At 47.2% G+C, this 26,981-nt stretch carries 27 protein-coding genes, 1 tRNA gene and 1 other RNA gene; 17 read left to right on the forward strand and 12 right to left on the reverse strand.

The window, feature by feature from the left end; translation table 11 throughout:
* Window positions 1-4 precede the first annotated feature (4 nt).
* From efeB to phoH, 3 genes are all read left to right on the forward strand, one after another.
* Entirely contained in the window at window positions 5-1,288 is a 1,284-nt protein-coding gene (gene efeB / locus WC1_RS15685; RefSeq protein WP_003836807.1) for an iron uptake transporter deferrochelatase/peroxidase subunit, read from the forward strand.
* A 247-nt stretch (window positions 1,289-1,535) separates the two neighbouring features.
* Complete coding sequence (locus WC1_RS24835) at window positions 1,536-1,832, forward strand: hypothetical protein (RefSeq protein ID WP_016149907.1); 297 nt, start codon at window positions 1,536-1,538, stop codon at window positions 1,830-1,832.
* Window positions 1,811-2,599: a phosphate starvation-inducible protein PhoH gene (phoH, locus tag WC1_RS15680; protein WP_003036052.1), complete on the forward strand. Its 789-nt coding sequence runs from the start codon at window positions 1,811-1,813 to the stop codon at window positions 2,597-2,599. The genes WC1_RS24835 and phoH overlap by 22 nt, the downstream gene beginning before the upstream one ends.
* A gap of 383 nt (window positions 2,600-2,982) precedes the next feature.
* Here the strand turns inward: phoH and WC1_RS15675 are convergent, their stop codons facing one another.
* From WC1_RS15675 to WC1_RS15665, 5 genes are all read right to left on the reverse strand, one after another.
* A complete protein-coding gene (locus WC1_RS15675) occupies window positions 2,983-3,906 on the reverse strand; it encodes a VirK/YbjX family protein (RefSeq protein WP_003036056.1) in 924 nt (307 codons plus the stop codon).
* A gap of 938 nt (window positions 3,907-4,844) precedes the next feature.
* Window positions 4,845-5,759, reverse strand: a complete 915-nt coding sequence (gene rarD, locus WC1_RS15670; protein ID WP_003036060.1) for an EamA family transporter RarD — start codon at window positions 5,757-5,759, stop codon at window positions 4,845-4,847.
* A gap of 567 nt (window positions 5,760-6,326) precedes the next feature.
* On the reverse strand, window positions 6,327-6,644 hold the full coding sequence (locus WC1_RS24630) for a hypothetical protein (RefSeq protein WP_127674221.1): 318 nt from the start codon (window positions 6,642-6,644) through the stop codon (window positions 6,327-6,329).
* A 367-nt stretch (window positions 6,645-7,011) separates the two neighbouring features.
* Window positions 7,012-7,148, reverse strand: a non-coding RNA gene (locus WC1_RS23455) — RtT sRNA.
* Window positions 7,149-7,192: 44 nt separating this feature from the next.
* Window positions 7,193-7,280 (reverse strand) — tRNA-Ser (locus tag WC1_RS15665).
* 236 nt (window positions 7,281-7,516) lie between these two features.
* Between WC1_RS15665 and ghrA the strand changes: the two genes are divergently transcribed.
* The 4 genes from ghrA (at window position 7,517) to WC1_RS15645 (ending at window position 10,441) form a co-directional block, all read left to right on the forward strand.
* Window positions 7,517-8,455, forward strand: coding sequence for a glyoxylate/hydroxypyruvate reductase GhrA (ghrA, locus tag WC1_RS15660; RefSeq protein ID WP_016149909.1), 939 nt, complete (start codon window positions 7,517-7,519; stop codon window positions 8,453-8,455).
* Window positions 8,456-8,541: 86 nt separating this feature from the next.
* On the forward strand, window positions 8,542-9,279 hold the full coding sequence (locus WC1_RS15655; RefSeq protein ID WP_003836800.1) for a phosphatase: 738 nt from the start codon (window positions 8,542-8,544) through the stop codon (window positions 9,277-9,279).
* A 23-nt stretch (window positions 9,280-9,302) separates the two neighbouring features.
* Complete coding sequence (locus WC1_RS15650) at window positions 9,303-9,857, forward strand: TorD/DmsD family molecular chaperone (protein ID WP_003036073.1); 555 nt, start codon at window positions 9,303-9,305, stop codon at window positions 9,855-9,857.
* A gap of 101 nt (window positions 9,858-9,958) precedes the next feature.
* On the forward strand, window positions 9,959-10,441 hold the full coding sequence (locus WC1_RS15645; RefSeq protein ID WP_008320293.1) for a DUF1097 domain-containing protein: 483 nt from the start codon (window positions 9,959-9,961) through the stop codon (window positions 10,439-10,441).
* 46 nt (window positions 10,442-10,487) lie between these two features.
* On the opposite strand, the gene csgG is transcribed toward WC1_RS15645, so the two are convergent.
* Genes csgG through csgD form a run of 4 tightly spaced genes read right to left on the reverse strand, consistent with a single transcriptional unit; the run spans window position 10,488 to window position 12,833 of the window.
* Window positions 10,488-11,321 carry a curli production assembly/transport protein CsgG gene (gene csgG / locus WC1_RS15640; protein WP_003036082.1) on the reverse strand — a complete coding sequence of 278 codons (834 nt, stop codon included), beginning with the start codon at window positions 11,319-11,321 and terminating at the stop codon, window positions 10,488-10,490.
* Between the two features lie 25 nt (window positions 11,322-11,346).
* Complete coding sequence (gene csgF / locus WC1_RS15635) at window positions 11,347-11,760, reverse strand: curli production assembly/transport protein CsgF (protein WP_003036084.1); 414 nt, start codon at window positions 11,758-11,760, stop codon at window positions 11,347-11,349.
* A gap of 25 nt (window positions 11,761-11,785) precedes the next feature.
* The gene (gene csgE / locus WC1_RS15630; protein ID WP_003036087.1) at window positions 11,786-12,178 is read right to left on the reverse strand and encodes a curli production assembly/transport protein CsgE; all 393 of its coding nucleotides are present in this window, start codon (window positions 12,176-12,178) and stop codon (window positions 11,786-11,788) included.
* Between the two features lie 4 nt (window positions 12,179-12,182).
* A complete protein-coding gene (gene csgD / locus WC1_RS15625; protein WP_003036091.1) occupies window positions 12,183-12,833 on the reverse strand; it encodes a biofilm master transcriptional regulator CsgD in 651 nt (216 codons plus the stop codon).
* A gap of 761 nt (window positions 12,834-13,594) precedes the next feature.
* On the opposite strand from csgD, the gene csgB reads away from it, so the two are divergent.
* From csgB to WC1_RS15595, 6 genes are all read left to right on the forward strand, one after another.
* Window positions 13,595-14,053, forward strand: a complete 459-nt coding sequence (gene csgB / locus WC1_RS15620; RefSeq protein WP_003036094.1) for a curli minor subunit CsgB — start codon at window positions 13,595-13,597, stop codon at window positions 14,051-14,053.
* A 40-nt stretch (window positions 14,054-14,093) separates the two neighbouring features.
* Complete coding sequence (gene csgA / locus WC1_RS15615; RefSeq protein WP_003846828.1) at window positions 14,094-14,543, forward strand: curli major subunit CsgA; 450 nt, start codon at window positions 14,094-14,096, stop codon at window positions 14,541-14,543.
* Window positions 14,544-14,604: 61 nt separating this feature from the next.
* Window positions 14,605-14,937 carry a curli assembly chaperone CsgC gene (csgC, locus tag WC1_RS15610; RefSeq protein WP_016149910.1) on the forward strand — a complete coding sequence of 111 codons (333 nt, stop codon included), beginning with the start codon at window positions 14,605-14,607 and terminating at the stop codon, window positions 14,935-14,937.
* A 152-nt stretch (window positions 14,938-15,089) separates the two neighbouring features.
* Window positions 15,090-15,410 (forward strand): type 1 fimbrial protein, encoded by a 321-nt coding sequence (locus WC1_RS15605; protein ID WP_016149911.1) that lies wholly within the window; start codon window positions 15,090-15,092, stop codon window positions 15,408-15,410.
* A 100-nt stretch (window positions 15,411-15,510) separates the two neighbouring features.
* Window positions 15,511-16,053, forward strand: a complete 543-nt coding sequence (gene ymdB, locus WC1_RS15600; RefSeq protein ID WP_016149912.1) for an O-acetyl-ADP-ribose deacetylase — start codon at window positions 15,511-15,513, stop codon at window positions 16,051-16,053.
* Entirely contained in the window at window positions 15,986-17,476 is a 1,491-nt protein-coding gene (locus WC1_RS15595; RefSeq protein WP_369707205.1) for a phospholipase D family protein, read from the forward strand. Before ymdB ends, WC1_RS15595 begins: the two co-directional genes overlap by 68 nt.
* A gap of 23 nt (window positions 17,477-17,499) precedes the next feature.
* Here WC1_RS15595 and mdoC read toward each other — a convergent pair whose 3' ends face one another.
* Window positions 17,500-18,660, reverse strand: coding sequence for a glucans biosynthesis protein MdoC (mdoC, locus tag WC1_RS15590; RefSeq protein ID WP_016149914.1), 1,161 nt, complete (start codon window positions 18,658-18,660; stop codon window positions 17,500-17,502).
* A gap of 271 nt (window positions 18,661-18,931) precedes the next feature.
* Between mdoC and mdoG the strand changes: the two genes are divergently transcribed.
* The 3 genes from mdoG (at window position 18,932) to WC1_RS15575 (ending at window position 23,292) form a co-directional block, all read left to right on the forward strand.
* A complete protein-coding gene (gene mdoG / locus WC1_RS15585; protein WP_003836790.1) occupies window positions 18,932-20,467 on the forward strand; it encodes a glucans biosynthesis protein MdoG in 1,536 nt (511 codons plus the stop codon).
* Window positions 20,460-22,988: a glucans biosynthesis glucosyltransferase MdoH gene (mdoH, locus tag WC1_RS15580; protein WP_032947935.1), complete on the forward strand. Its 2,529-nt coding sequence runs from the start codon at window positions 20,460-20,462 to the stop codon at window positions 22,986-22,988. The genes mdoG and mdoH overlap by 8 nt, the downstream gene beginning before the upstream one ends.
* 76 nt (window positions 22,989-23,064) lie before the next feature.
* A complete protein-coding gene (locus WC1_RS15575) occupies window positions 23,065-23,292 on the forward strand; it encodes a YceK/YidQ family lipoprotein (protein WP_003832117.1) in 228 nt (75 codons plus the stop codon).
* Here WC1_RS15575 and WC1_RS15570 read toward each other — a convergent pair whose 3' ends face one another.
* On the reverse strand, window positions 23,293-23,670 hold the full coding sequence (locus WC1_RS15570) for a MysB family protein (protein WP_032936472.1): 378 nt from the start codon (window positions 23,668-23,670) through the stop codon (window positions 23,293-23,295).
* 692 nt (window positions 23,671-24,362) lie between these two features.
* Here WC1_RS15570 and WC1_RS15565 point away from each other — a divergent pair.
* A complete protein-coding gene (locus WC1_RS15565; RefSeq protein ID WP_016149918.1) occupies window positions 24,363-25,694 on the forward strand; it encodes a sensor domain-containing diguanylate cyclase in 1,332 nt (443 codons plus the stop codon).
* 63 nt (window positions 25,695-25,757) lie between these two features.
* Here WC1_RS15565 and mdtG read toward each other — a convergent pair whose 3' ends face one another.
* The gene (gene mdtG, locus WC1_RS15560; RefSeq protein ID WP_016149919.1) at window positions 25,758-26,978 is read right to left on the reverse strand and encodes a multidrug efflux MFS transporter MdtG; all 1,221 of its coding nucleotides are present in this window, start codon (window positions 26,976-26,978) and stop codon (window positions 25,758-25,760) included.
* Between the last annotated feature and the right edge of the window lie 3 nt (window positions 26,979-26,981).

A 26,981-nucleotide genomic window follows, 5' to 3' on the forward strand; every position in this document is an offset into this window, starting at 1 on the left:
CACTATGCAGCAAGATAATGAAAACGGCGTGAGCGAACCGTCACGCCGACGTTTACTGAAAGGGATGGGCGCCCTGGGTGGGGCGCTGGCGCTGGCGGGTGGGTGTCCGGTTGCCCACGCGCAAAAACCACAAAGCGCGCCGGGAACGCTGTCTCCGGATGCGCGTAGTGAAACGCAGCCGTTTTATGGTCAGCATCAGGCGGGGATCCTGACGCCGCAGCAGGCATCAATGATGCTGGTGGCATTCGATGTTCTCGCCAGCGATAAGGCCGATCTTGAGCGTTTATTCCGGTTGTTGACTAGCCGATTTGCGTTTCTGACCACCGGTGGACCTGCACCGGATACGCCCAATCCGCGTCTCCCTCCTATGGATTCAGGTATCCTCGGCGCATACATTGCGCCAGACAACCTGACGATGACGTTGTCGGTTGGTTCATCGTTGTTCGATGAACGTTATGGCCTGAAATCGCAGATGCCGAAAAAGCTGCAAAAAATGACCCGCTTCCCGAATGATTCGCTGGATGCGGCGCTGTGCCATGGCGATTTGCTGCTGCAGATTTGTGCCAACACCCAGGACACGGTCATCCACGCGTTGCGCGATATCATTAAACATACGCCCGATCTCCTCAGCGTGCGCTGGAAACGTGAAGGGTTTATTTCTGACCACGCCGCGCGCAGCAAAGGCAAAGAGACCCCGGTCAACCTGCTTGGCTTTAAAGACGGCACCGCGAATCCGGACGCTACGGATGCGAAGTTGATGCAAGACGTGGTGTGGGTGACGGATGGGCAGGGCGAACCTGCCTGGGCGCAAGGTGGCAGTTATCAGGCCGTCAGGCTCATTCAGTTCCGCGTTGAGTTCTGGGATCGTACGCCGCTGAAAGAGCAGCAAACGATTTTTGGTCGTGATAAACACACCGGCGCGCCGCTGGGCATGCAGCATGAGCATGATGTACCTGACTATGCCAGTGATCCTGAAGGTGAGGTGATTGCGCTCGACAGTCATATCCGCCTGGCAAACCCGCGCACGAAAGAGACCGACTCGAGCCTGATGATGCGTCGTGGCTACAGTTATTCGCTCGGTGTGACTAATTCTGGTCAACTGGATATGGGGCTGTTGTTTGTTTGCTATCAACACGATCTGGAAAAAGGATTTTTGGCGGTGCAGAAACGTCTGAATGGTGAAGCGCTCGAAGAGTATGTCAAACCGATTGGTGGGGGATATTTCTTTGCTTTGCCGGGTGTTAAAACTGCAGACAATTATCTGGGACAGTCTCTGCTCGAAGCCTGATGATTATGCCCCGCAGTACAGCGGGGTTTTTCCTGATATCTTGATGAAGGAACAAATTATTTTTTATGATCGGTATGCGACTGAAATAATTCTGTCATCTCTCTGCAAGAGACTGTCTCTGGTGATAAGATAGAATTTAAGTTAACAATAAGTAAAAATATTGTTGCATTAGCGAAAGGTTATGATGTAATTATAAGTAATAGCGGTAGTTCCCGGCGGTGATAGTCTTTCACTATGGAGATCGCGAATGGAAAAGTCCTGTACTGGACACATTTTTCACAGTAACAGCAGTACCTTACGCGGACGTTTCTCTTCCGGTAGCCACCTCGTCACCGCTAAATCTCTCTCTCATTCACTTCTTATCCTTGTTACTGACGCCCTGTACGGTGCGCGTAGCCGTGTGTGGCGTCTTATCCGAAAGCAAGCAATGGCTTACAAGGAAGCCAACCCTCAGATGTTCGTGCGCATAATCGTGCCGCCAACGGCGCGTGTGATGTATACCTACAACTCAAGGTGCTATCCATGGGAAGACAAAAAGCAGTGATCAAAGCTCGTCGTGAAGCAAAACGTGTGCTGAGGCGGGATTCGCGTAGTCATAAGCAACGTGAAGATGAATCGGTCACCTCGCTTGTGCAGATGGGCGGCGTAGAAGCGATCGGTATGGCGCGTGACAGTCGCGACGCCACGCCAATCACGGCGCGGAATGAAGCTCAGGCGCACTACCTGAATGCTATCGAGAGTAAACAGCTGATCTTCGCCACCGGTGAAGCCGGGTGTGGTAAAACCTGGATCAGCGCGGCAAAAGCTGCAGAGGCTCTGATCCACAAAGACGTGGACCGGATCATTGTAACCCGTCCAGTTCTGCAAGCTGATGAAGACCTCGGCTTCTTACCTGGAGATGTTTCCGAGAAGTTCGCTCCTTATTTTCGCCCCGTGTATGACGTGCTGGTGAAACGGCTGGGAGCCTCCTTCATGCAATATTGCCTGCGACCTGAGATTGGTAAGGTGGAAATCGCGCCGTTCGCCTATATGCGTGGACGTACATTTGAAAATGCAGTGGTGATTCTTGACGAGGCTCAGAACGTCACTGCTGCGCAAATGAAGATGTTTTTAACCCGCCTCGGGGAGAATGTGACGGTGATTGTGAATGGGGATGTGACCCAGTGCGATCTACCTGCGCACGTTCGCTCAGGGCTAAGTGATGCGCTGGCCCGTTTCGAAGAAGATGATATGGTTGGGATTGTTCGTTTCAATAAAGACGATTGCGTCCGCTCGGCGCTCTGTCAGCGGACGCTCAACGCTTACAACTGATAAGTACCCCGTCTTCAAGGCCCGGGAAACCGGGCTTTGTTATTTGTGTGTTATTAAGTAAATTTTAGAAATTGAAATAGTATGCTCTGATGAAATAGAACATCGAAAACGAGTAGAAACCAGGATATCTGAAGTCGAGGGGGAACCTTGCCTGACTTGAGATATGTCAAAAGCTTGATTTATGAACTGTGGAATAGAGAACACCTTATTTTAGACTCATGCGTTTATCCAGTGATGAATGCGTCTCGCGGATCAGCGACCCGTTGAGCTCACAGCACTCAGCGGACGTTCGTGTAATGGTTCGCCAACGCGGAACGATAGCTACGCTTTTATCGAGATGTCGCATTCATCAGCCAGTTTCTGAGCTGAGTTACGACATTATGTTACATCTGATTTTGCAGAAGAATCATGATTTCCTCATTAATATGATCCAACAGGTCATACCGTCTCCGGTATTCCGCGCGTTTTTTACTGGCAAGCTCATTAAATGACTTACGCTCTACATAAATTGGCAACTTATACCAATTACCGTATGGACGACCAGCAACTGATTCCCAAAAGTCACTGTACAGGGCAACAAAGTATTTACGTTTCTTGTACCGGTATCGCCATTGCCTGAAAACATGGCTCTGTTCACTAACTGCTAAAATATTAGTGATATCACAGCAACGCATCAATGAACAAAGAACCTCAAAAACGATCCGCTTAGGGAATAGTCCATAGCAGGCTTTAGTAGCGTCACGAATAATGTCTGGGCCAATATTTTTTGGTGCCCCCTGCAGACCGCCAATAAATGCACAATGTCCTTTTTTTGACGGGATAACCGAGAAGGACAATCGGGCCACCGGGGTATTGTTAAAACTCAGAGATAACATCAGTTCTCCTTCACGATCAAAACCGCCTGAAGAACAGTGAATATCAAAATCCTCACCATTTTTTCCGGTGAAATGGACCAATAACACATCTCTGTCGGGTAATAATAACGCCTGGTGTTTCACTGGTAAACTCTGGACAAAACGGTAGTGACCAATAATGTTTTTCCTTCGATTCCATGCCAGCCCTCCTTTATGTAAATAGGGACGATGAATTTTGGCTGGTAACGTAGGTTGCATCTCCAGAATCTTATCAATTGATTTAAGGGAATGTAATTCTTGATAATACCGAATACTGGAGACAGGACTTATCATAGATCGTAAAAGATACATGAGTCGAAATTTTTTGTTCTTCCATTTGCTATGCAAAGGGCCACGTGCCAATAGAATTTGGTTAAAGAAACTTAGATATGATGTATTTTTCATAAGTATCATTATTAATTCAGGGTGTTTAAATTTATTTACGTGCAAGGTGTAAATACTGGAATCTCTGACGCTGTTTTGTTAATGCGAAACATTTTGAAAATAAATTCATGTCTGACATGCCAGTTTTGTTGATAACCATTAGGCGCTCTCTCGTTCGCATATCCTGATGAAAACAAATTTTTTTTTCATTCTACAGAGAAGAACATATATATTTGTTAAACAAAGTATACTTTACAAACATACCGATGTTCATTGAGTAAACTGGTAGGTTGACTTGTCAACCACATAACGAAGTAAATCATGTGATTCAGCGAGCCATGGGTGTTTGGAAAACGCACGACTTTGAACGTCAGGACAAATTTTGAACGATGACAGCTATCACAATTGGCTGTATTCCCGCGCAATACGCCGGTTTTCGTGGATTATTGTCAAATTGAATAACTTAAATTGGGATATACACATTCCTGACTTTCTTTCCGGATATAATGCCCAGTATATTTTTGGTAACCTTTTGTACTGAAAAGGAGTTTGCATTGTATGGTTATGAAACAGGCCCGCAAAACAATACCAAGGGGAACCTGATTCGCTGGCTGACGCACGAATAGGGTACTGCCGTTAAGAATATTTCCGGATACAGAGACTTTACCGATCGGCCGCAACATTCTCTGGTCACTCACGTTCTCAGAGAAATGCACTAGCTCGATGCCTGGTTGCAGTGCGGCAGTGTTCCGGGGGATTCACCGGTGATGAACAGTGCCAATCTGTATAAAGGTATCGGAAAAATTTTTTTGTCCGGCTTTAACCATGAACATGCAGTCAACTGTCCTGTGTACCTAAATGACGTGGTAATCTTGAATAAACAAACTCGAGTTGTTTACTCATTCATACCTGAGCGCGTGTTCCAGGGAAACGAATAAGCGTACTGAGTTTTATATTCTGCATGTACATCACCGTAAAGTGCCTGCAGGATGATTACTTTCAGACCGTGGAGGATTACGTCGGTAATGATAGTAAAGACTCTCAAATATACATAGCAACAATCCAAACCATACCGCTGAAAAACAAAATAGCTCGGAGTAATTAATAACTTCTCCAAATATAAGTATGGCAATGAGAAATTGCAAAGATGGTTCTATATACTGAGCAAGACCTGTCACAATAAGAGATGTACGATTTAGCGCTACTGCAAATAACACTAACGGAATTACTGTAACGGGAGCGGTTAATATATAAAGGAACAGAGAGATGTCAGATGATGTAGTTATACTCGAGCCAGTATAGATAAAGATGAAAAGAGCAACAGGTAGAGCCCAGAATGTTTCAAGCGTGATTGAGGTTATTGCATCGTAATGGATAAATTTTCGCGCCAGTCCGTACAATGCAAATGAAAACCCCATGATTAACGCTAGTGAAGGAAAACTGTTTGCGGAAATAATCTGATAGCCAAGACCACATACGCCGGATATTACTGCTATAAGTTGAAATAATGATGGTTTTTCTTTAAGAAAAATACAGCCAAGGCAAATGACAATAAGTGGGTTGATAAAATATCCCAGACTGGCGTCGAGTACCTTATGATTTGTTAATGCATAAATAAAAGCTGACCACGAAATTACCATTAGCAAGCCTGCTATCATGCAGGATATGAAGGAGGTTTTATCTTTCAGTAAATCGCGAAAAAACGTTCTCTTACGAAATAATAATCTTATTGGCAGTAATAGAGGTATAGACCAGAAAACTCTGTACATCAAAATTTCAGCGAGGGCTCCGCCAGATAGATATTGATAAAACAATGGGATCAGGCCCCATAATATAAATGCCAGAACAACAACTGCGGGTCCATTTCGCAGAAACTTTACCATTTATGTGTATCCTTGCTTGCCATACCGACATGTTCTTCTGAAGAGCATTGTCAACCCTTCACTCTGGCATGTACCTGCTCTTAAGAGAAACGTGTGCTGTTACAGTACTCAATCTCATTTACAGTCAGGGTGATATAAAAAACAAGGTGAAATTTATCATAATCGTATCTATAAAATGATGATAAAAATCAAGGGGAAGACTTCCGATTTGTATTGCGGGCTGGATCATCTTTCAAACGTCTGACGGGGAGTATTTGCCTTTCCCTGATTTCCTCGTCAATATCAAATAAGCACTCGTCGCAGAATTCTTTATCGAGTGAGAGCCACTGTTCAAAGACGCTCCTTTTCTTATTACACCGTGCGCATCTCTTCATCACATCATCCTTTATGCTATTTCCCTGCCGAGCTTCCAGGACAAAAGGTGTTCGCTCCTAAATAAGACAGGAATTAGATTTATAAACAATCAGTTAAATTCGTTTTAGAGATTGTGGCACAGGGACAATCATGCGGGATAATTCATTTTGCAGATCAATTTTTACGTAATCGATCGACGAAATCGATCGATGCTTACACCCCTGTATTACACACCATTCGTGATGCTGCCGGACTCACAACACCTGGCCAGCATTCCTTGCTTAAGCGCATCATTACCGGGTGCAATGCCGCGCTGGAATAAATTAAAGCGATGCTCCACCAGCTTGCTGATATCTCAGCACAACCGGGAGTATTGGCGGGCAAACTGCGCAGGACTAGGCAATGGATGATGGCTTCCGCTGCTGGTTGCTTGAGAAAGAGTAAACCGCTATGAAGGTCATTACCTGCAATCTGGACCGGAGGATCTGGCGTGATTTGTTGAAGATATCCGGCATGATAAGTCTCATGCATGCCGCTACCAGCGATAAGTAGAGCAGAAACCTTGAGCGGGGCGATATCCCCGCCATGCTGTGCAACATACGAAAAAAAAGCCCGTACTTGCGTACGAGCTCTTCTTAAAATATGGCGGTGAGGCGGGGATTGACTCGCTTCGCTCGCCCTGCGGGCAGCCTGTTCGCTGTGCTCACAGTCTGTCCAACTGGCTGCACCGCTACTCGGCCCATCCCTGGGCCTCGCCCCTACGGGGCCAGCGCAGGCGCTGTTCAAAATTGCTCCTGGCAATTTTGTGTCGAACCCCGGTCGGGGCTTCTCATCCCCGCCATGCTGTGCAACATACGAAAAAAAAGCCCGTACTTGCGTACGAGCTCTTTTTTAAATATGGCGGTGAGGCGGGGATTGACTCGCTTCGCTCGCCCTGCGGGCAGCCTGTTCGCTGCGCTCTCAGTCTGTCCAACTGGCTGCGCCAGTAGTCGAACCCCGGTCCGGGCTTCTCATCCCCGCCAGGCTATGCAATATGCGAAAAAAAAGCCCGTACTTGCGTACGAGCTCTTCTTAAAATATGGCGGTGAGGCGGGGATTCGAACCCCGGATACGTTGCCGTATACACACTTTCCAGGCGTGCTCCTTCAGCCACTCGGACACCTCACCATATTGTTGTTCCTGTGCTACCGGAACGGGCGCTAATGTAGGGGAAACACAGCCCCGTCGTCAATCAACTTTTTGAAAAAAATGTGCATTTACACAAACTTCAAGCAACATGGAGCATAAATAAGCGGGAATTGTTTTTTTTGCCAGCATCCTAAAATTTGCTACTCTGATGTTCCCTCGGAAAATGATGATAATAAGTGCGAGAAAGTTCCGCACAACAATGTTCAGGAGATAATGTGGATATAATTTTCTATCACCCAACATTCGATACGACCTGGTGGATTAATGCGTTGGCAAAGGCAATACCTGGTGCAAACGTACGTGAGTGGAAAGCGGGTGATAATGCACATGCTGACTATGCGCTGGTCTGGCATCCGCCGGTTGAAATGCTCGCAGGACGAAAATTAAAAGCCGTATTTGCGCTAGGCGCGGGCGTCGATTCTATTCTCAGTAAACTCAATGCTCATCCGGAAATGTTGGATGCGTCGATCCCGCTTTTCCGTCTGGAAGATACGGGTATGGGCCTGCAAATGCAGGAATATGCGGTCAGTCAGGTGCTGCACTGGTTTCGTCGCTTTGATGATTATCAGGCATTGAAAAATCAGGCGAAATGGCAACCGTTGCCAGAATATACTCGTGAGGAGTTTACCGTCGGGATCATGGGAGCAGGGGTATTGGGCGCAAAAGTTGCCGAAAGCCTGCAAGCATGGGGATTCCCACTGCGCTGCTGGAGCCGTTCGCGTAAATCCTGGTCTGGCGTGGAAAGCTTCGCCGGTACTGAGGAACTGGGCGCGTTTTTGAGCCAAACTCGTGTGCTTATCAACCTCCTGCCTAATACGGCAGAAACCGTAGGTATTATTAACGCTGATTTACTTAGCCAATTGCTGGATGGCGCCTACGTACTGAACCTGGCGCGTGGCGTTCATCTCAATGAAGACGATCTTCTGGCATCGCTGGACAGCGGCAAGGTGAAAGGTGCCATGCTGGATGTCTATAGCCGTGAACCGCTGCCGGAAACCAGTCCTCTGTGGAAACATCCGCGTGTGGCAATGACGCCGCATATTGCCGCGGTAACGCGCCCGGCGGAGGCGGTGGACTATATCTCCCGCACGATTTTGGATCTTGAGAGCGGGAAATCCGTTACGGGTCAGGTCGATCGCGTTCGGGGATACTAATGCTAACCCGGCGGATGCCGGGTTTCAGCTAATAAATAGCGGCGATACCTGCTATCCTTGACGAAAAATGACTACAGGAGAGAGTTATGTATCCCGTTGACCTGCATATGCATACCGTCGCCAGCACCCACGCCTACAGCACCTTAAGTGATTACATCGCTGAAGCCCGTCGCAAAGGCATCAAGCTGTTTGCTATTACCGATCATGGACCGGACATGGCGGACGCGCCTCACCACTGGCACTTTATCAATATGCGTATTTGGCCACGTGTTGTAGATGGCGTAGGGATCCTGCGCGGCATTGAGGCGAATATTAAGAATATTGAAGGCGAAATTGACTGTTCAGGTCCGATGTTTACCTCTCTGGACCTCATTATTGCGGGCTTCCATGAGCCAGTTTTTGCACCTCACGATAAAGAAACCAATACCCAGGCAATGATAGCCACGATGGCCAGCGGTAATGTGCACATCATTAGCCATCCGGGAAATCCCAAGTATCCGGTTGATATTACTGCAATTGCCCAGGCGGCGGCAAAGTACCAGGTTGCACTGGAAATCAATAACTCTTCGTTTTTGCATTCGCGTAAGGGCAGTGAGGATAATTGTCGTGCGGTTGCTGCGGCTGTGCGCGATGCTGGCGGCTGGGTGGCGTTAGGGTCGGATTCACATACTGCTTTCACGCTGGGAGAATTTGGCGAATGCCGTAAAATCCTGGATGATGTTAATTTCCCTGAAGACAGAATTTTAAACGTCACACCTAAACGCCTGTTGGCGTTTCTGGAATCGCGAGGCATGGAGCCGATCGCGGAATTTGCTGAACTGTAATTGTTACTAACTGGAATATATCAATGAACGAGTTTTCTATCCTGTGTCGTGTACTGGGCTCGCTGTTTTATCGCCAACCGCAGGACCCTTTACTGGTTCCCCTGTTTACCTTAATTAGTGAAGGTAAACTGTCCGCCAACTGGCCGTTGGAACAGGACGAACTGCTCACTCGTCTGCAGAAGAGCTGCGATATGCCCCAACTGGCTGCAGATTACAACGCGCTGTTTGTCGGTGAAGAGTGTGCTGTGCCGCCTTATCGTAGCGCCTGGGTAGAAGGGGCGAAAGAATCGGATGTTCGTGCATTTCTTTCTGCCCGCGGCATGCCGCTGGCAGATACGCCGGCAGATCACATTGGTACGCTGTTGCTGGCGGCTTCATGGCTTGAAGACCAGTCTGCGGAAGATGAAAGTGAGGCGCTTGATACCTTGTTTGTAGACTACCTGCTGCCCTGGTGTGGTACGTTCCTTGGCAAAGTTGAGGCGCACGCAAACACGCCGTTCTGGCGTACCATGGCGCCGCTAACACGTGATGCTATTAGTGCAATGTGGGACGAATTGCAGGAAGATACTGACGAATAAATGTGATTTAAATCACTTTAAACTGCAACGCAAATTATATGCTTGCATAAATTGTGTGCACGATCTCATTCCTATGCCGTTTTTCTGCTAAGATACGCGGCATGAACATACTTCTCTCAATTGCAATCACAACGGGCATTCTCTCTGGGATCTGGGGATGGGTGGCCGTTTCTCTTGGCTTACTCAGTTGGGCTGGCTTTCTGGGTTGCACGGCCTATTTCGCCTGCCCGCAAGGTGGGCTAAAAGGACTGTGGATCTCGGCGTGTACGCTGCTAAGCGGTGTGGTGTGGGCGTTGGTGATTATTAACGGTAGCGCGCTTGCCCCGCATATGGACATTATTGGTTATGTCATGACGGGAATTGTCGCGTTTCTGATGTGTATCCAGGCAAAGCAATGGTTGCTTTCATTTGTACCGGGCACGTTTATTGGCGCATGTGCAACATTTGCAGGGCAGGGCGACTGGCGACTGGTTGTACCGTCACTGGTACTGGGCCTGGTATTCGGCTATGCGATGAAAAACAGTGGTCTGTGGCTGGCATCTCGCCGTGAAAATCGAATATCGCCGACGCTGACCAGTAAATAAAAAAGCGTGAGGGTTTTCCTCACGCTTTTTATGCAGTAAAGATCCATCAGGATTCTGGCGGTACCGACATATGGCGGTATTTAACCAGAATGTCATTATCAACTTGTTTCTTATCCTGCAAATCCCACAATCCGCGATCGATGCCGTCATTAATTAAGAAGATAACGCCTGTTTCAATCGCTGACATCAGACAAAGCATAACCGGTTCGTTAGAGGTGTAGCCAATTTCACCTTCCAACAGACGCTGGTAGTCAATAAAGCGGAACACTCCAGCCTGTACTTCATAAGACAAAATGGTTTTACTGGTGTTCACTGACGACAGGATCTCACCGGTGCTGACGTTAACTACGCGCAGGTTTACCGCTATCTGGTCGAGCTGGTATTGCGTATCGGCGCCAATACCGAAATAACGCGCACCGACACCACCCGATTTAACGTTGCTTTCATAACCGATAATTGACCCTTCCACCATGACGTTTGCCGCGGTCAGGGACTGTAGCGGGATCCGGTTATTAATCGCAACCGTACCGTTTTCCTGAGCCGCACGAATGATTTTACGTTCGTTCAGCAAGTTCTGTAGCCCCTGACGTTCCAGAGGGACGAACCAACGAGAATCTTTCAATGCGGTGACAAGCATAGCCGTGGCGCTTTGCGGGACGGCGGTAGAGAAGTTACTTGCCGGGTAAGGTTTAAATTGGCCAGTCTCATCCTGAATGTTGTATACCGACACAAAGATCTTACCTGTAGGCATAGGCAGATGCGTCAAATCTTTATAGCTTTGGGCCCGGGGCATTAATGTCGGCTTAGCGGCTTCTTGAGGCGGAGCTGTTAAACATCCGCTGAGTAAAATTACTGCCACCATGATAAGTAAGCGCTGCATGATTTTTTCCTTTCGTGGCTATAATTTAAAAATCGGTCGACTGATTTTGTAAACCCGACACTTCAATAGTCGACGTTCTCCCCGTTTTCCTGTCCGTGACATTCAGTTGCAGTTGCCCATCCCGGTTGGCGATATCAACGATAAAATCGCTGGTTACCATCCTCCCCGGTTTACCGGTATTGATATTGGTGAGCAAGCCACCGAGTATTTGTGACTGTATTGCCTGGGTAAAGTTATCCAGTGCTGATGGGGTTTCAATCCCGTAATCGCCAGCACTCGGATCCTTATACGAGTTTTGCGCCTGAGCGCTGTTCAGTAAAAAAGAGCCGTTGTTTGGGTTGCCACCAAAGTTAGGGTTGCGGAACTGGAACGTCATATTTCCGGCCCAACTTAATGGTGAAATCAGCATGAGTAAAACCACTGCATGTTTGACACGCATGAAAGCCTCCGGACAAAATCATGTTTTAGAATTCATCGCGCGCTAAATCGCTCGTACTTAATAGCGTTTGATCTATTTGCCGACGATTTAATGCTTCCTCAGTTTCTGCCAATGCGAAGACCACAATTTTGTCGAAGTCTCTTTTCGTCGGGAATAAAAAAGTCTGGAAGATAACGTCCTGATTGACAGTTATGGTGATCCAACTTCCCCAACGTGCACTGGGCCTTTCATTAATGGTTAAGTTTCCTGTGTACTTACTTTCCCACTTGTCACTAAAGGCACGATAAAAATCATGGCCAATGGAAGAGACAGTGTGGTCAGTCAACAGTCCGGGAACCTCCACCTCTACAGCAGCGTGTAGATTCCCGGCAGCAAGGAACAAATTTGCTGCCACAATCCAGGACAAATAGCTTTTCATGGCTTTATCGCCTGAGGTTATCATTGGCCCACGAGACCGCCTGCGTACGATTTTTGACAGCTATCTTTTTGAAAAGATTATAAAGATGTGTTTTAACCGTATTTTCACTAATAAATAGTGAACGCGCGATTTCAATATTTGAGGCGCCAATACGCAGTTTATTAAGGATCTCTTTTTCACGGTGCGTAAGTAATGCCGACTCCGTGCTGTTATAGCGGTAGTTCCCGGAATGCGTGATCAGGTAGCTGGCGAGCTTTTGTGAAAAGTAGCATTCGCCACGCAATACACCTTGCAATCCGCTGACGACACGCTGCTCATCTTCCGTTGCGTAGAATACGCCATTGATATGCGGCCAGTTTTCAATATCCCGATAAGGATAATCATCTGGGGTATTCAACAATAACGTCTTTATATTGTTGTTTTTTCTGCTCAAATTATCTTGCCAGTAATGGATCAGTTTTTTGTCTGCCTCCATCATGTCCAGTAGAACAATGCAGCTGGAGGAAATATCATCCAGAGAACGTTGAATATTATGTAGTTTTCCGGTTAACGCCAGCGATTGTTTTAAATGCTGTAATAACGCAGTTGCCTGCAGGGATGGTTTAGTGATCAACAATAATGTATGACCATGAATACTATGGACTTCATTAAACATGATGAAACTCCACTTTTTTAGTCGCACACCTGACAGCTGTCTCTACTAAAATAGAGGCACCAGAAGTACTGACAGATGTTGCACTGCTGTGTAGAAATAAAATATCGACCCAACGGGGTGAAAATATTAAAACAAATGGACTTCAACTGATTTCAATCTAGCTATTACAAATCTTAAAGCAAGTGTTAAACATGTTACAGAATGTAAATTTATATATTAAAATGTGATTTTAGGGTTTTTTAGAAGTTTAGATTTGATAGTAAAGTTGTACATTTTGGCGATACTGCATAGATTTAAAAAATCATACAAATTATAATATGGTATTGATTATTAAGAATTAAATTTATGCTTAGATGGTTTTTGATTTCTAATGAATTCCGATCTTTTTGTCTCACTCTAAGTTGAACAATTTTAGATAGAAAAAAATGACGCTTGTCACGACTTGTACTGCTAACTATCGAAGTACCTCGCTACGAGGCCCAGAAAACGCGGAAAACGAGTTTTTTTTGTTACTGCATAGAAATTCATTCACCGGGTTAAAAAAGAAATGAAATCCAGAGCTGTAACGGTATTGTTCGCTGTTAATTAGTACTTTGGGGTGAATCTGAATATAAAAATACAACTGGCGGGTGAGTTATTTAAAATGTTTCCGCAGACATACTCTTCATCGTAACGTGGCGTTAACAAATGTAAGTCATGTTAACAACAATTTGAGTGGTAATTAATTTAACTTCATGTACGACCAGGTCCAGGGTGACAACATGAAAAACAAGTTGTTATTTATGATGTTTACAATGCTGGGTGTGCCTGGGATTGCAGCCGCGACTACAAGTTATGATTTAGCTAATTCAGAATATAACTTTGCGGTAAATGAATTAAGTAAGTCTTCATTTAATCAGGCAGCCATTATTGGTCAGGTTGGCACTGCGAACAGTGCAAATACCCGCCAGGGGGGCTCGAAGTTATTGTCAGTCATTTCGCAAGAAGGTTCTGGTAATCGAGCGAAAACAGACCAGACGGGATCATATAACTTTGCATATATTGATCAAACGGGTAGTTCCAATGATGCGAGTATTAAACAAGGTTCATACGGTAATACGGCGGTAATTATCCAGAAAGGCTCTGGTAATAAAGCCAATATTACCCAGTACGGTACACAAAAAACAGCAGTTGTGGTGCAGAGACAGTCGCAAATGGCAATTCGCGTGACTCAACGCTAATCCATTAACGACGTTTAAATCAATCCGATGGGGGTTTACCATGAAACTTTTAAAAGTGGCAGCATTCGCAGCAATCGTAGTTTCTGGCAGTGCTCTGGCTGGTGTTGTTCCGCAATGGGGCGGCAATCATCATGGTGGTGGCAGTAATTATGGCCCAGACTCTTCACTGAGTATCTACCAATATGGGTCAAACAACTCTGCAAGTGCTCTGCAAAGTGATGCGCGTAAATCAGATGTCACCATCACACAACACGGGCGTGGCAACGGAGCTGTTGTTGGTCAGGGTGCTGATGACAGTACCATTAGCCTGAAACAGACCGGCTTCCAGAACAGTGCCACTATCGATCAGTGGAATGCAAAAAATGCTGATATTAGCGTGACCCAGTTCGGTGGCCGTAACGGTGCGTTGGTTAATCAGACAGCCTCTGACTCCAATGTGCTGATTCAGCAGGTTGGCTTTGGTAACAACGCTACAGCTAACCAACACTAATTCAGTTTTCTGACTGATAATAAACAGGGCGTGAGCCCTGTTTTTTTTTCGGGAGAATATGATGCATACGCTATTACTCATTGCCGCGCTGGCAAATCAAATAACATTCAATACAACTCAGCAAGGTGATATGTACACCATTATTCCTCAGGTGACGTTAACTCAACCGTGCGTATGTGAGGTACAAGTCCTTGCCATACGTAAAGGGTCCAGGGGACAAAGCCAATCGCAGCAGAAAACAAGCCTTTCGGTCCCCGCTAATCGGCCGATTGAATTAACTAAACTGAGTTTTAATATTTCACCTGAGGATTCGGTCAAGATTATCGTTACCGTTTCGGATGGGCAGTCTCTGCATCTGTCTCAGCAATGGCCAGACTCAAACAGTCACCCATGATTTTTTTGATGTATTTGCATTAAGGGTGTGGCTGGGAATGCACTGCTGTTCTATGAATATAGAGACGTGTGAACGTTTTAATTTGATCGTTAATCACAGCGGCGAAGGATCATTTCGATCCCTCAAGGATGGCTAATCATTGAGGAACCCTTATGTGTACATTATTAAAGCGTTTTTTAAGTATCAGCTTGTGCAGCATTTCTCTTTTTACCCTCCCCGCAATGGCGCAACAAATCTCAACCGGCGGGGTTATTCATTTTCGCGGTGCAATAGTTGAATCACCTTGCGATGTTAACGCTCGGCAGCAGCAAATTGAATTGTCATGTATGCGCGACGGCACCACCCGTAATAGTCTCTACAATCAGCAACAGGTCGCGAATGCCCCTCAAAATGTGCAGCAAATTGCCACAGTCAAAATGCACTATCTCAATGAACAGAAAAACATGGCAATTCTTAACATTGAATATAAATGAATCATTCCGGCGTACATATGCACACGTTTGGTTAAAAAGTGAGATTTCCGGGAAAACCCTGCTGTACACTTAACAAATAGTGTTTGGTCAGGGGGAACTTATGCAATCACGTGTTCATGTGTTACATGGCGATATTACGACGATCGCTGTTGATGTGATTGTCAATGCGGCGAATCCATCGCTATTGGGCGGAGGTGGCGTCGATGGAGCGATTCATCGCGCTGCAGGGCCTGCGTTGCTGGCGGCCTGCAAACAGGTTATCCAGCAACAGGGCGAATGCCCAACCGGTCATGCGGTTATCACCCTGGCGGGAAACTTGCCCGCCAGAGCAGTGATCCACACCGTGGGGCCCGTATGGCAGGGTGGCGATCATCATGAAGCTGAACGCCTCGAAGAGGCTTACTTTAATAGCTTGCAACTGGCCTTAGCCAATGGCTATCAGTCCATTGCTTTTCCCGCGATTAGCACCGGGGCTTATGGTTATCCCCGCGCTGCAGCGGCAGAGATCGCGGTGAAAACGGTATTGAAATTTATCACCCGACGTGCGCTTCCCGATCAAATATACTTCGTGTGCTTTGATGAAGAAAACGCTCGGCTATATAAGAGATTACTTACCCAGCAAGGCGATGAACGCACGGACTGATATGACGCGACTTGAGCGTGCCATCACGCCACTATGCGTAAACCACCCGGGAGAATGCGGCATTCTGACGTTGGATGACAGTCTGGATGCATTTGCTGCTCGCTATCGGTTGACGGAAATGGCGGAACGTACCCTGGATGTTCAGTATTACATCTGGGAAAGCGACATGTCCGGGCTATTGCTATTTTCCGTTTTGCTGGCCGCGGCGAAGCGGGGCGTCCGGGTGCGTTTGTTGCTGGATGATAACAACACGCCAGGTCTGGATGATACGCTGCGTTTGCTGGACAATCACCCTAATATAGAAATCCGTCTGTTTAATCCCTTTTCCTTTCGTATCCTGCGTGCACTGGGCTATTTAACCGATTTTGCCCGGTTGAATCGACGTATGCACAATAAAAGTTATACCGCTGACGGCGTCGTAACTCTCGTGGGCGGGCGAAATATCGGCGATGCCTATTTTGGTACAGGCGAACAACCGCTGTTTTCCGATCTGGATGTTATGGCTATCGGGCCGGTGGTCCAGGATGTTGCAGATGACTTTGAGCGTTACTGGCACTGCCGCTCGGTTTCAACATTGCAAAACGTACTTGAGGTGGCTGAGCCAGCTTCAACGCAAAAAATCGAACTTCCAGAATCCTGGTATAACGATGACATCACGCGTCGCTATCTACATAAGCTGGAAACCAGCCAGTTTATGACCCACCTCGATCAGAGATCGCTACCGCTGATTTGGGCGAGAACGCGCTTGCTGAGTGATGATCCCGCAAAAGGAGAGGGGAAAGCGCCGCGCCACTCACTATTACCGCAGCGTTTGTTTGACGTGATGGGATCTCCCACCGAGCGTATTGATATTATTTCCGCCTACTTTGTACCAACTCGCGCCGGTGTGGCGCAGCTCCTGAGACTGGTGAGAAAAGGCGTTAAGATCGCGATTTTAACTAATTCTCTGGCGGCGAATGATGTCGCAGTCGTTCACGCAGGCTATGCACGCTGGCGAAAAAAGCTCTTGCGCTACGGTGTGGAGTTATACGAGCTCAAACCAACCCGCGATCGCGTTTCAGCAGTACATGACCGGGGATTAACCGGTAATTCAGGCTCCAGCCTGCATGCGAAAACCTTCAGTATTGACGGTTGTAAAGTGTTTATCGGCTCGCTTAATTTTGATCCCCGTTCAACGCTGCTCAATACGGAAATGGGGTTTGTGATTGAGAGTGAAGTACTGGCCGAGTTGATTCATAAACGTTTTATGCAAAGCCAGCGTGAAATGGCCTGGCAACTACGTCTTGATCGGTGGGGAAGACTCAATTGGGTCGACAGACTTTCTGGCAGTGAACAGGTACTGAAAAAAGAACCCGCCACAGGATTCTGGAAGCGGGTTCTGGTAAAGCTGGCGTCCGTGTTACCCATTGAGTGGTTGCTCTGAACCACACAATGATTGACGGAAAACTAACCGGCCACGGCCTTGTTTTTATCCTGCCTGACGGCTGGTTTACCCGAAAAGAGAAACTTCAGCACCGGGATCCGTAAATGGATTTCGTACAGTATTACCGCAATCCCGACCACAAACAGTAGACCGCAGAGAAAGCCCAGCAAATTCGACTTGATATGCGGTGTGATGTAAGCGCCAAAAAACAGCGTTAACGGATGATGCACCAGATAGATAAACAGAGATGCGTTGACAAAATAGGTCACGCGGGCTGACTGGAAATTCAGCAAACGGTGACCAAGTGAAAAGACGACGTTCACCATCCACAGGCCCATGACCATGGTAATAACATATTCGGTTTCATACATCCAGGCATCGCCGTTGCCGTAACGTTGATTGAGCAGGTATGCGACAAATGCGCATGCGGCGCCTAGTGTGCAGCCGCGCGATGGCGTGGTAAACAGGGCTTTCAGATTAGGATTGATAAACGCCAGCGCACCGAGCATAAAGAAAGGCACATAGAACAGCGTTTGCATAACGACAAAATTGAACATACCGTCGCTTAGAATCGAAGGATAAAGGATAAAAATCGTCCTTCTGACGGCGGCATAACCGAAACCCAGCACTGCAAAAATCAGCGTTAACTTCGTCATTGACACCGCAGGCGCGCTGCCGACGTCACTTTGCGTCAATCTGTGTTTCATCTGGGTAAACACCCACATGCTCAGGGTTGTTAACACCACGAGAACCAGTAAAAACCACAGATGGGAAATCAGCTCCCAGGCCAGCGCGTTGTATTTATCGTAGCCGCTGAGGGTATGCCAGCTGTCTGCTTTCCCTTTCACGTATTGCAGCATGATAAATTGCGGCAGCGTAAGCAGTGGAATCGCGGTCAGCATAGGGATCCCCACGCGTTCTACACGCACTTTCCACCAGCGCTTTAACGGATAGCGTAGAAATAGCATGTAGGAAAAATAACCCGAAATGACAAAGAAGACTTGCATGCGAAAAGCATGGATAAAGTCATTGAACAAGGTCAACCACCACGATGGTTCTGCGCTGTTCACGTGCCATGTGTGGGTGGAGTAGATCAATGAAATATGAAACGGGATCCCTAACAACATTAGCCAGGCACGGATGGAGTCAAGAAAATATTCGCGTGGTGGTGATACAGAGCTCATAGACAGTTATGTATTCTCAGACTTTTCGTCTTATCCCTAAGACGAATAATGGTTACATTCGAGGGCAACCCTACACGAAGTCTAACAACCTGTCTCCAGGATAAGCACGCAAAGTGAAAACAGGCAGACGAACCTGCTTAAACCATGAGCCAGCGCGCGAACAATACAGGGATTCAGTTGTCGGAATACCCGATTATCCATTAAAATGGATCGGATCAATATAAGCACACAAAGGGGGAAGTGCTTACTAATTATGAAACATAAACTACAAATGATGAAAATGCGTTGGTTGGGTGCAGCAGTCATGTTAACGCTGTACACATCATCAAGCTGGGCATTCAGCATTGATGATGTTGCAAAACAAGCTCAATCCTTAGCCGATAAAGGCTATGAGGCGCCAAAAAGTAACTTGCCCTCCGTTTTCCGCGACATGAAATATGCGGATTATCAGCAGATCCAGTTTAATCGCGATAAAGCCTACTGGAGCAATCTCAAGACCCCATTTAAGCTCGAGTTCTACCACCAGGGTATGTACTTCGACACGCCGGTCAAAATCAACGAAGTGACCGCTACTGCGGTGAAAAGAATCAAATACAGCCCGGATTACTTTAATTTCGGCGATGTTCAGCATGATAAAGACACGGTAAAAGATCTCGGTTTCGCCGGGTTCAAAGTGCTGTATCCGATCAACAGCAAAGATAAAAACGACGAAATCGTCAGCATGCTCGGTGCCAGCTATTTCCGTGTTCTGGGTGCAGGCCAGGTCTACGGCCTTTCTGCGCGCGGTCTCGCGATTGATACCGCTCTGCCTTCTGGTGAAGAATTTCCCCGCTTTCGTGAGTTTTGGATCGAGCGTCCGAAACCAACTGATAAACGTTTAACCATTTATGCCTTACTGGATTCTCCGCGTGCAACCGGAGCGTATCGCTTTGTCATCATTCCTGGTCGTGACACGGTAGTCGATGTTCAGTCCAAAGTTTATTTGCGCGACAAAGTGGGCAAACTTGGTGTGGCACCGTTAACCAGTATGTTCCTGTATGGACCGAACCAGCCTTCTCCGACGACTAACTATCGTCCAGAACTGCATGACTCTAACGGTTTGTCCATCCACGCTGGCAACGGCGAATGGATTTGGCGTCCGCTGAATAACCCGAAACATCTCGCGGTGAGCAGCTTTGCTATGGAAAATCCGCAAGGTTTCGGTCTGTTGCAGCGTGGCCGTCAGTTCTCGCGTTTTGAAGACATCGACGATCGTTACGATCTGCGCCCGAGCGCCTGGATCACGCCAAAAGGCGATTGGGGCAAAGGTAAGATTGAGTTAGTTGAAATTCCAACTAACGATGAAACGAACGATAACATCGTTGCGTACTGGACCCCGGATCAGCTGCCTGAAGCCGGTAAAGAAATGAACTTTAAATATACCCTGACGTTCACGCGTGATGAAGACAAGCTTCATGCGCCTGATAACGCCTGGGTACAGCAGACACGTCGTTCTACCGGTGATGTTAAACAGTCCAATCTCATTCGTCAGCCTGACGGTACCATCGCGTTTGTGGTGGACTTTTCCGGCACCGATATGAAAAAGCTGCCGCAGGATACGCCGGTTACTGCACAAACCAGTATTGGTGACAACGGTGAAATCGTTGAAAACACCGTGCGCTACAACCCGGTCACTAAAGGTTGGCGTTTGGTATTGCGCGTGAAAGTGAAAGACGTGAAGAAAACCACTGAAATGCGTGCTGCCCTGGTCAATGCAGATCAGACGCTGAGTGAAACCTGGAGCTACCAGTTACCTGCCAATGAATAAGACAACTGAGTATATTGACGCAATGCCGCTTTCGGATATCGAAAAAGCGGCACTGCCGAAAACTGACATCCGCGCCGTTCATCAGGCGCTGGATGCTGAGCATCGTACGTACTCGCGCGAAGATGATTCACCGCAGGGTTCTGTAAAAGCTCGTCTTGAGCAAGCATGGCCGGATTCTCTGGCTAAAGAGCAGTTGGTTAAGGACGATGAGGGGCGCGATCAGTTACAGGCGATGCCAAAAGCAACACGTACCTCTATGTTCCCCGATCCCTGGCGTACCAACCCGGTTGGGCGTTTTTGGGATCGTCTGCGTGGGCGTGATGTGACACCGCGTTATCTTTCGCGTTTGACGAAAGAAGAACAAGAGAGCGAGCAAAAATGGCGTACCGTAGGCACCATCCGCCGCTATACGCTGTTGATCTTAACGCTGGCGCAAACGGTCGTTGCAACCTGGTATATGAAGACGATCCTTCCTTATCAGGGGTGGGCATTCATTAATCCTGCAGACATGATGGGGCAGGATTTGTGGGTCTCCTTTATGCAACTGCTGCCCTACATGCTCCAGACCGGCATTCTTATTTTGTTTGCCGTACTTTTCTGTTGGGTATCAGCGGGGTTCTGGACCGCGCTGATGGGCTTCCTGCAATTGCTGATTGGACGGGATAAGTACAGTATCTCGGCCTCAACGGTCGGGGATGAACCGTTGAATCCTGAACACCGTACGGCGTTGATTATGCCTATCTGTAACGAGGACGTTGATCGCGTATTCGCGGGACTTCGCGCCACGTGGGAGTCGGTCAAAGCAACGGGCAACGCTGAGCATTTCGATGTTTACATTCTGAGCGACAGCTACAATCCTGATATCTGCGTGGCAGAACAAAAAGCGTGGATGGAGCTGATTGCCGAAGTGCAGGGCGAAGGACAGATTTTCTACCGCCGTCGTCGTCGTCGCGTGAAGCGTAAAAGCGGCAACATTGATGACTTCTGCCGTCGCTGGGGAAATCAGTACAGCTACATGGTTGTGCTGGATGCGGATTCAGTGATGAGCGGTGACTGTCTGAGCGGCCTGGTGCGCCTGATGGAAGCGAATCCGAATGCCGGGATTATCCAGTCTTCGCCGAAGGCTTCCGGTATGGATACGCTGTATGCGCGCTGTCAACAGTTTGCGACCCGTGTTTATGGGCCGCTGTTTACTGCCGGGCTTCACTTCTGGCAGTTAGGCGAATCACACTACTGGGGCCACAACGCAATTATCCGCGTGAAGCCGTTTATCGAGCACTGTGCGCTCGCGCCGTTACCGGGCGAAGGTTCGTTTGCGGGATCGATTCTCTCCCATGACTTCGTGGAAGCGGCCTTGATGCGTCGCGCTGGCTGGGGCGTGTGGATTGCCTACGATCTGCCGGGCTCTTATGAAGAGCTACCGCCGAACCTGCTGGATGAACTCAAGCGTGACCGTCGCTGGTGCCACGGCAACCTGATGAACTTCCGTCTGTTCCTGGTTAAGGGGATGCACCCGGTTCACCGTGCGGTGTTTCTGACTGGTGTGATGTCCTATCTGTCCGCGCCGCTGTGGTTTATGTTCCTCGCGCTTTCTACCGCATTGCAGGTGGTACATGCGTTGACGGAACCGCAGTACTTCCTGCAACCGCGTCAGCTATTCCCGGTATGGCCGCAATGGCGACCTGAACTGGCGATCGCGCTGTTTGCTTCAACGATGGTGCTGTTGTTCCTGCCGAAGTTGCTGAGTATTTTGCTCATCTGGTGTAAAGGGACGAAAGAGTACGGTGGGTTCATCCGCGTTACGCTGTCGCTGCTGCTGGAGGTTCTGTTCTCCGTGCTGCTGGCACCGGTGCGCATGCTGTTCCATACCGTCTTCGTCGTGAGCGCTTTCCTCGGTTGGGAAGTGGTGTGGAATTCGCCGCAGCGCGATGACGATTCCACCCCATGGGGTGAAGCGTTTATGCGTCACGGTTCTCAGTTACTGTTGGGGCTGGTGTGGGCTGTGGGTATGGCCTGGCTGGATCTGCGTTTCCTGTTCTGGCTGGCACCGATTGTCTTCTCGCTGATCCTGTCGCCGTTTGTTTCCGTGATTTCCAGTCGTTCCACGGTGGGGTTACGTACCAAGCGCTGGAAGCTGTTCCTGATCCCGGAAGAGTATTCCCCGCCGCAGGTGCTGGTGGATACCGACACTTATCTGGTGATGAACCGTAAACGTACGCTGGACGATGGCTTTATGCATGCGGTGTTTAACCCGTCGTTTAACGCACTGGCCACGGCCATGGCGACTGCACGCCACCGCGCCAGCAACGTGCTGGAGATTGCACGCGATCGCCATGTGGAGCAGGCGCTGAACGAAACGCCGGAGAAACTGAATCGCGATCGCCGACTTGTATTGTTGAGCGATCCGGTGACCATGGCACGTTTACATTTTCGCGTCTGGAATTCACCTGATAAGTATTCTTCGTGGGTGAACTACTATCAGGGATTGACTCTGAATCCGTTGGCGCTCAGGAAAAAATAAGCGTTCTGTAACGTGAAAATACCGGCCTGGTGCCGGTATTTTTTTATATTGAATAGAATGAGTCGTGAGGTAGCAGGTGCGAATATTGGCTGTAGGAATAATGATCTTCTTCCTGAGCGGATGCGGCAGCATTATTAGTCGTACCATCCCAGGGCAAGGACACGGAAATCAATACTATCCTGGCGTGCAATGGGATGTTCGGGACTCGGCATGGCGCTACGTCACGATCCTCGATCTGCCATTTTCGCTGGTGTTTGATACGTTGCTGCTGCCGCTCGACATACATCATGGACCTTACGAGTAATTATCGCTCATCCCATTCATCGGCTGCGGTCTGCCCCTCTTCGGTATCAAGGGGAGGTTCCAGCTGGAATTCACCTTCATCCCATTCGTGAAGCGTATTTTCTTCCTGCCACTCCTGGCGAATTTCAATTTCATCATAGTCGCCATCAAAAACGCTCTGAGCCGCTTCTCCGCTCAGCATTGGTAGACATTCACCATCTACATCATCCTCGTCAGCAAAGAATTCCGCCTGCCACATAATGTCGCCATCCTGTAGCACGTATTTTTGGATGCTTAGCTGTTGAACGCTGGCATCGTCTGACTCAAGGTCAGGGTTATCAGCCAGAAACACTTCACGAGCCGCATCAATAGCCTCTTCCAACGTGGCATAAAAATTCATGTCATTCTTTGCCATATTTCTTCTCCTAAGGCGAACAATAAAGGGGGATGATTCAATCTATAGACGGCGATCCGCAGAGCGTCAAACCCGTTAGCTGCGTGGCTAACTCAATCAGATGATTACTGCCTGCAATGCCAACGAGAGCAGGTGAAAGTAACTTCGGTAGTTTATGAAAAAATTTACATTGGCAGATACTGAAGCCTACGTAATATCAGGAAAAAAATTCAAGAAAAAAGAGTAATGTATGTGGTTTGCAATGCAGTAATGAAAATCAAATAAATAAAATCTGGCGTTATATTAGAAAATCTTCAGTTTTAAACACCATTTTTTATGTGTTTTAGAGGGGGGATGCGAGCGCTTATGAATTAATATTGCATAACTCAATCAAAGTAAAGGAGAAAATTAATGCCCAATACGGAAGTGTTGCAGAGGTAATCAATGAAAGTGGCTAAACTTAGTGGTGTCTCTGGAAGTGACAAAGTGTCTTTTGTGTATAGAGGTTGTGAATGGTGTGAGTGATACTAAAATAGTATACATAATAAAATATTATTAATGACAAAGGTTATAAATCTATAAGAAACCATTAAATAAGAAATGAATTAATGTTATTGAAATTGTGCGGGTATAATAGTTTGCAAAATCTTATGCTTTATTATATAAAATGCAAAATTAAGAATTACCTTAAGGTTGTTATGGATAACTATAATTCAAATAATGGAAGGTTAATGGCTTTCTATATAATCTGTTTGGCTAGCTATGTTCTTGGTGGTTTGTGTCTTACACAATTTAAATTAACGATGCAAAGTGTCCCACAAACTGTATATCTGATTATAATTGTAGGGTTGTTCTTTTTATATGGAATAATTTTCCTGTTTATGTTATTTCAGTATCTTTGTAGAAAAGATCTCACCTGCCTCATGATATTAGGCATGGCGTTTCTTGGCAATAACATATTTTTCGTCGAGACTATCTACATCGTTCAGGACTTGATTAATGATCATGCATCAATCGAAAAAAGAACTAACGATATAGCTATATTCTATTACTTTCGGCAGATTAGTTTCATCGCTCTGCTATTTGTTTCATTGAAATCTTATAAAATATCATCGACAGTTATTGAAACCAAAGAAAGAGAACCTTGCTATATCGTTCTGTCATTTTTAATTATGCTAGTTATCGCGGTGATGGCGCACACTCTGGCCAGTTACAACCCTAATTTTACACTCGAGATAACAAGCCTGAAGCCTGATAATGTCACGGTGCACTGGCATATTGGGTACATTTATTCGCTTATTGTATCCTGGGGACTGGTCCTGTTGTATTTAATCATTAAAACCAAAACGCACAACATCTTGTGGAAAAGTATAGGGCTACTGTGTTGCTCAGCAATATTGACCAATGTACTACTTCTGAGCCTGGATGAATATAGCATGTATATTTGGTATGTTAGCCGGGGGATTGAGGTGATAAGTGCCCTGTGTATAATCTCAATACTGATGTACAACACCTTCATCATCTTAAAAAAAGAAAGGGACTCAGCTATTAAAGACGCAATGACTAAAATATATAATCGTAAGCTATTCTATAAGTCATTAAAATCATCATTAGCAAAAGGTGCAGTGTGTGTAATGGTTCTGGATATTGATAAATTCAAGCGGATTAACGATACCTACGGTCATCAGGAAGGTGACAGAGTAATAATCAGCATTGTCGATATTATCAATAAATCAATCAGAGATACGGATATTTTTGCCAGAGTAGGTGGCGAAGAATTTGCGATCCTTCTTAAGTGTAACGATCAAGATGAGGCAATTGTTGTTGCAGAACGAATTAGGCGAAATGTCGAGAATGGTACGACAATACCAAATTCATATGATTTAAAAGAAAAAATGACGATAAGTATCGGTGTATATTGCAGTAAAATTGATGATGAATCAGCGGATAAAGTTGTTTCATATGCTGATGCCGCTTTGTATGAAGCCAAAAATTCTGGCAGAAATAAGGTGTGTTACTATTATCATTAAGACTGAAATATATGTCATGTGAGATAATTTTTTATTCTGAACCTGCGAATATAAATATATAAATCATCCCGCGACCTCTGTACTCCGACGACGGCGCAGGCTATTCCACGAGTACAGGGCGTTGAACAGTACAACTCCTGCGGTCACACAGAATACAGCACGAAAACCGTAGTTGGCGGATATCGCTGCCCCCATTAGAGGCCCTGTTACGTTACCAATGTCGCGAAATGACTGGTTATAACTGAAAATACGTCCAGCTATTTGATTAGTCGAGTTATAGACCAGCAGCGTTTGTACCGCAGGGAGCAGGGCGCCGTCGGCCGCCCCCAATAAAAAGCGCAGAATACCAAGCTGCCAGGGCGTCTGGACAAATGACATTGGAATTAGCAGTAACACGGAAACGATCAGCGCGACGATCAGGATCTTCTCCGGGCCAATCCGATCGCCTAATTTGCCAAGTTTAGGGGCGCTGATTAATGCCGCAACGCCGGGGACAGAGGCTATCATCCCACTGATAAACGCAATATTGCTGACGTTGCCAGCCAACTCTCGAACGTACAGTGTCAGTATTGGCGCGATAGAACCGGTGGCTACCTGAATGATCAAAGTGGTGACAAACAGGCTCAGCACCAGTTTGGGGTTCCTTAAAGAGGCCACGACTTCACGAATGTGCAGCATTTCCTTCTTGCTCACTGGCTGGAATCGCTCGCGGATAAAAAATAGCGTCAAGATGAAGCAGACCAGCAGCACGCTGGCGGTGATGAAAAATACGGGGCGCAGTCCGTACTGATCCGCGAGGAGGCCGCCCGCCAGCGGCCCGAGCAGTGCGCCACTAACACCACCGGTGGAAAGCGTTCCCAGTGCCCAGCCGCTTTTATTGCGTGGAACCTGGGTGGCGATCAGTGCATTCGCATTGGGGATGAATCCACCAAGCAGCCCCAACAAGGCGCGCAGGATCAAGAACTGCCAGATATTTTGCGCCAGTCCCATCAGCAGCATCACAACAGCCATACCCAACGCAGACCGTAGCAGCATGATTTTTCGCCCCTTGCGATCGGCAAGGCCACCCCAGAAAGGAGAGGCGATGGCGGAAAAAAGAAAGGTGATGCTGAAGACCAGGCCTGACCACATATTCAGTGCGCTATGTCCCGTGACGCCGAGACTCTCGACGTAAAGGGGCAAAAAGGGCATGACCAGGCTAAATGCTGCGCCGGTTAAAAAACAACCTAACCAGGCAACGGTGAGGTTGCGTTTCCAGTTTATGGGATCATCTGAGGGTGACATAGC

It is taken from the genome of Citrobacter sp. KTE30 (genome assembly GCF_000398825.1).
In the GTDB taxonomy this organism is placed as follows: Bacteria; Pseudomonadota; Gammaproteobacteria; order Enterobacterales; family Enterobacteriaceae; genus Citrobacter; species Citrobacter freundii.

Coding starts and splice junctions, on each gene's coding strand:
- efeB (WP_003836807.1), top strand. CDS start 5: ATGCAGCAAGATAATGAAAACGGCGTGAGCGAACCGTCACGCCGACGT.
- csgC (WP_016149910.1), top strand. CDS start 14,605: ATGCATACGCTATTACTCATTGCCGCGCTGGCAAATCAAATAACATTC.
- WC1_RS15645 (WP_008320293.1), top strand. CDS start 9,959: ATGAACATACTTCTCTCAATTGCAATCACAACGGGCATTCTCTCTGGG.
- WC1_RS15565 (WP_016149918.1), top strand. CDS start 24,363: ATGGATAACTATAATTCAAATAATGGAAGGTTAATGGCTTTCTATATA.
- csgB (WP_003036094.1), top strand. CDS start 13,595: ATGAAAAACAAGTTGTTATTTATGATGTTTACAATGCTGGGTGTGCCT.
- csgG (WP_003036082.1), bottom strand. CDS start 11,321: ATGCAGCGCTTACTTATCATGGTGGCAGTAATTTTACTCAGCGGATGT.
- csgD (WP_003036091.1), bottom strand. CDS start 12,833: ATGTTTAATGAAGTCCATAGTATTCATGGTCATACATTATTGTTGATC.
- WC1_RS24835 (WP_016149907.1), top strand. CDS start 1,536: ATGGAAAAGTCCTGTACTGGACACATTTTTCACAGTAACAGCAGTACC.
- csgF (WP_003036084.1), bottom strand. CDS start 11,760: ATGCGTGTCAAACATGCAGTGGTTTTACTCATGCTGATTTCACCATTA.
- csgE (WP_003036087.1), bottom strand. CDS start 12,178: ATGAAAAGCTATTTGTCCTGGATTGTGGCAGCAAATTTGTTCCTTGCT.
- phoH (WP_003036052.1), top strand. CDS start 1,811: ATGGGAAGACAAAAAGCAGTGATCAAAGCTCGTCGTGAAGCAAAACGT.
- WC1_RS15570 (WP_032936472.1), bottom strand. CDS start 23,670: ATGAATTTTTATGCCACGTTGGAAGAGGCTATTGATGCGGCTCGTGAA.
- WC1_RS24630 (WP_127674221.1), bottom strand. CDS start 6,644: ATGCATGAGACTTATCATGCCGGATATCTTCAACAAATCACGCCAGAT.
- mdoC (WP_016149914.1), bottom strand. CDS start 18,660: ATGAGCTCTGTATCACCACCACGCGAATATTTTCTTGACTCCATCCGT.
- WC1_RS15675 (WP_003036056.1), bottom strand. CDS start 3,906: ATGATACTTATGAAAAATACATCATATCTAAGTTTCTTTAACCAAATT.
- rarD (WP_003036060.1), bottom strand. CDS start 5,759: ATGGTAAAGTTTCTGCGAAATGGACCCGCAGTTGTTGTTCTGGCATTT.
- WC1_RS15650 (WP_003036073.1), top strand. CDS start 9,303: ATGAACGAGTTTTCTATCCTGTGTCGTGTACTGGGCTCGCTGTTTTAT.
- mdoH (WP_032947935.1), top strand. CDS start 20,460: ATGAATAAGACAACTGAGTATATTGACGCAATGCCGCTTTCGGATATC.
- WC1_RS15655 (WP_003836800.1), top strand. CDS start 8,542: ATGTATCCCGTTGACCTGCATATGCATACCGTCGCCAGCACCCACGCC.
- mdtG (WP_016149919.1), bottom strand. CDS start 26,978: ATGTCACCCTCAGATGATCCCATAAACTGGAAACGCAACCTCACCGTT.
- WC1_RS15605 (WP_016149911.1), top strand. CDS start 15,090: ATGTGTACATTATTAAAGCGTTTTTTAAGTATCAGCTTGTGCAGCATT.
- ymdB (WP_016149912.1), top strand. CDS start 15,511: ATGCAATCACGTGTTCATGTGTTACATGGCGATATTACGACGATCGCT.
- mdoG (WP_003836790.1), top strand. CDS start 18,932: ATGATGAAAATGCGTTGGTTGGGTGCAGCAGTCATGTTAACGCTGTAC.
- csgA (WP_003846828.1), top strand. CDS start 14,094: ATGAAACTTTTAAAAGTGGCAGCATTCGCAGCAATCGTAGTTTCTGGC.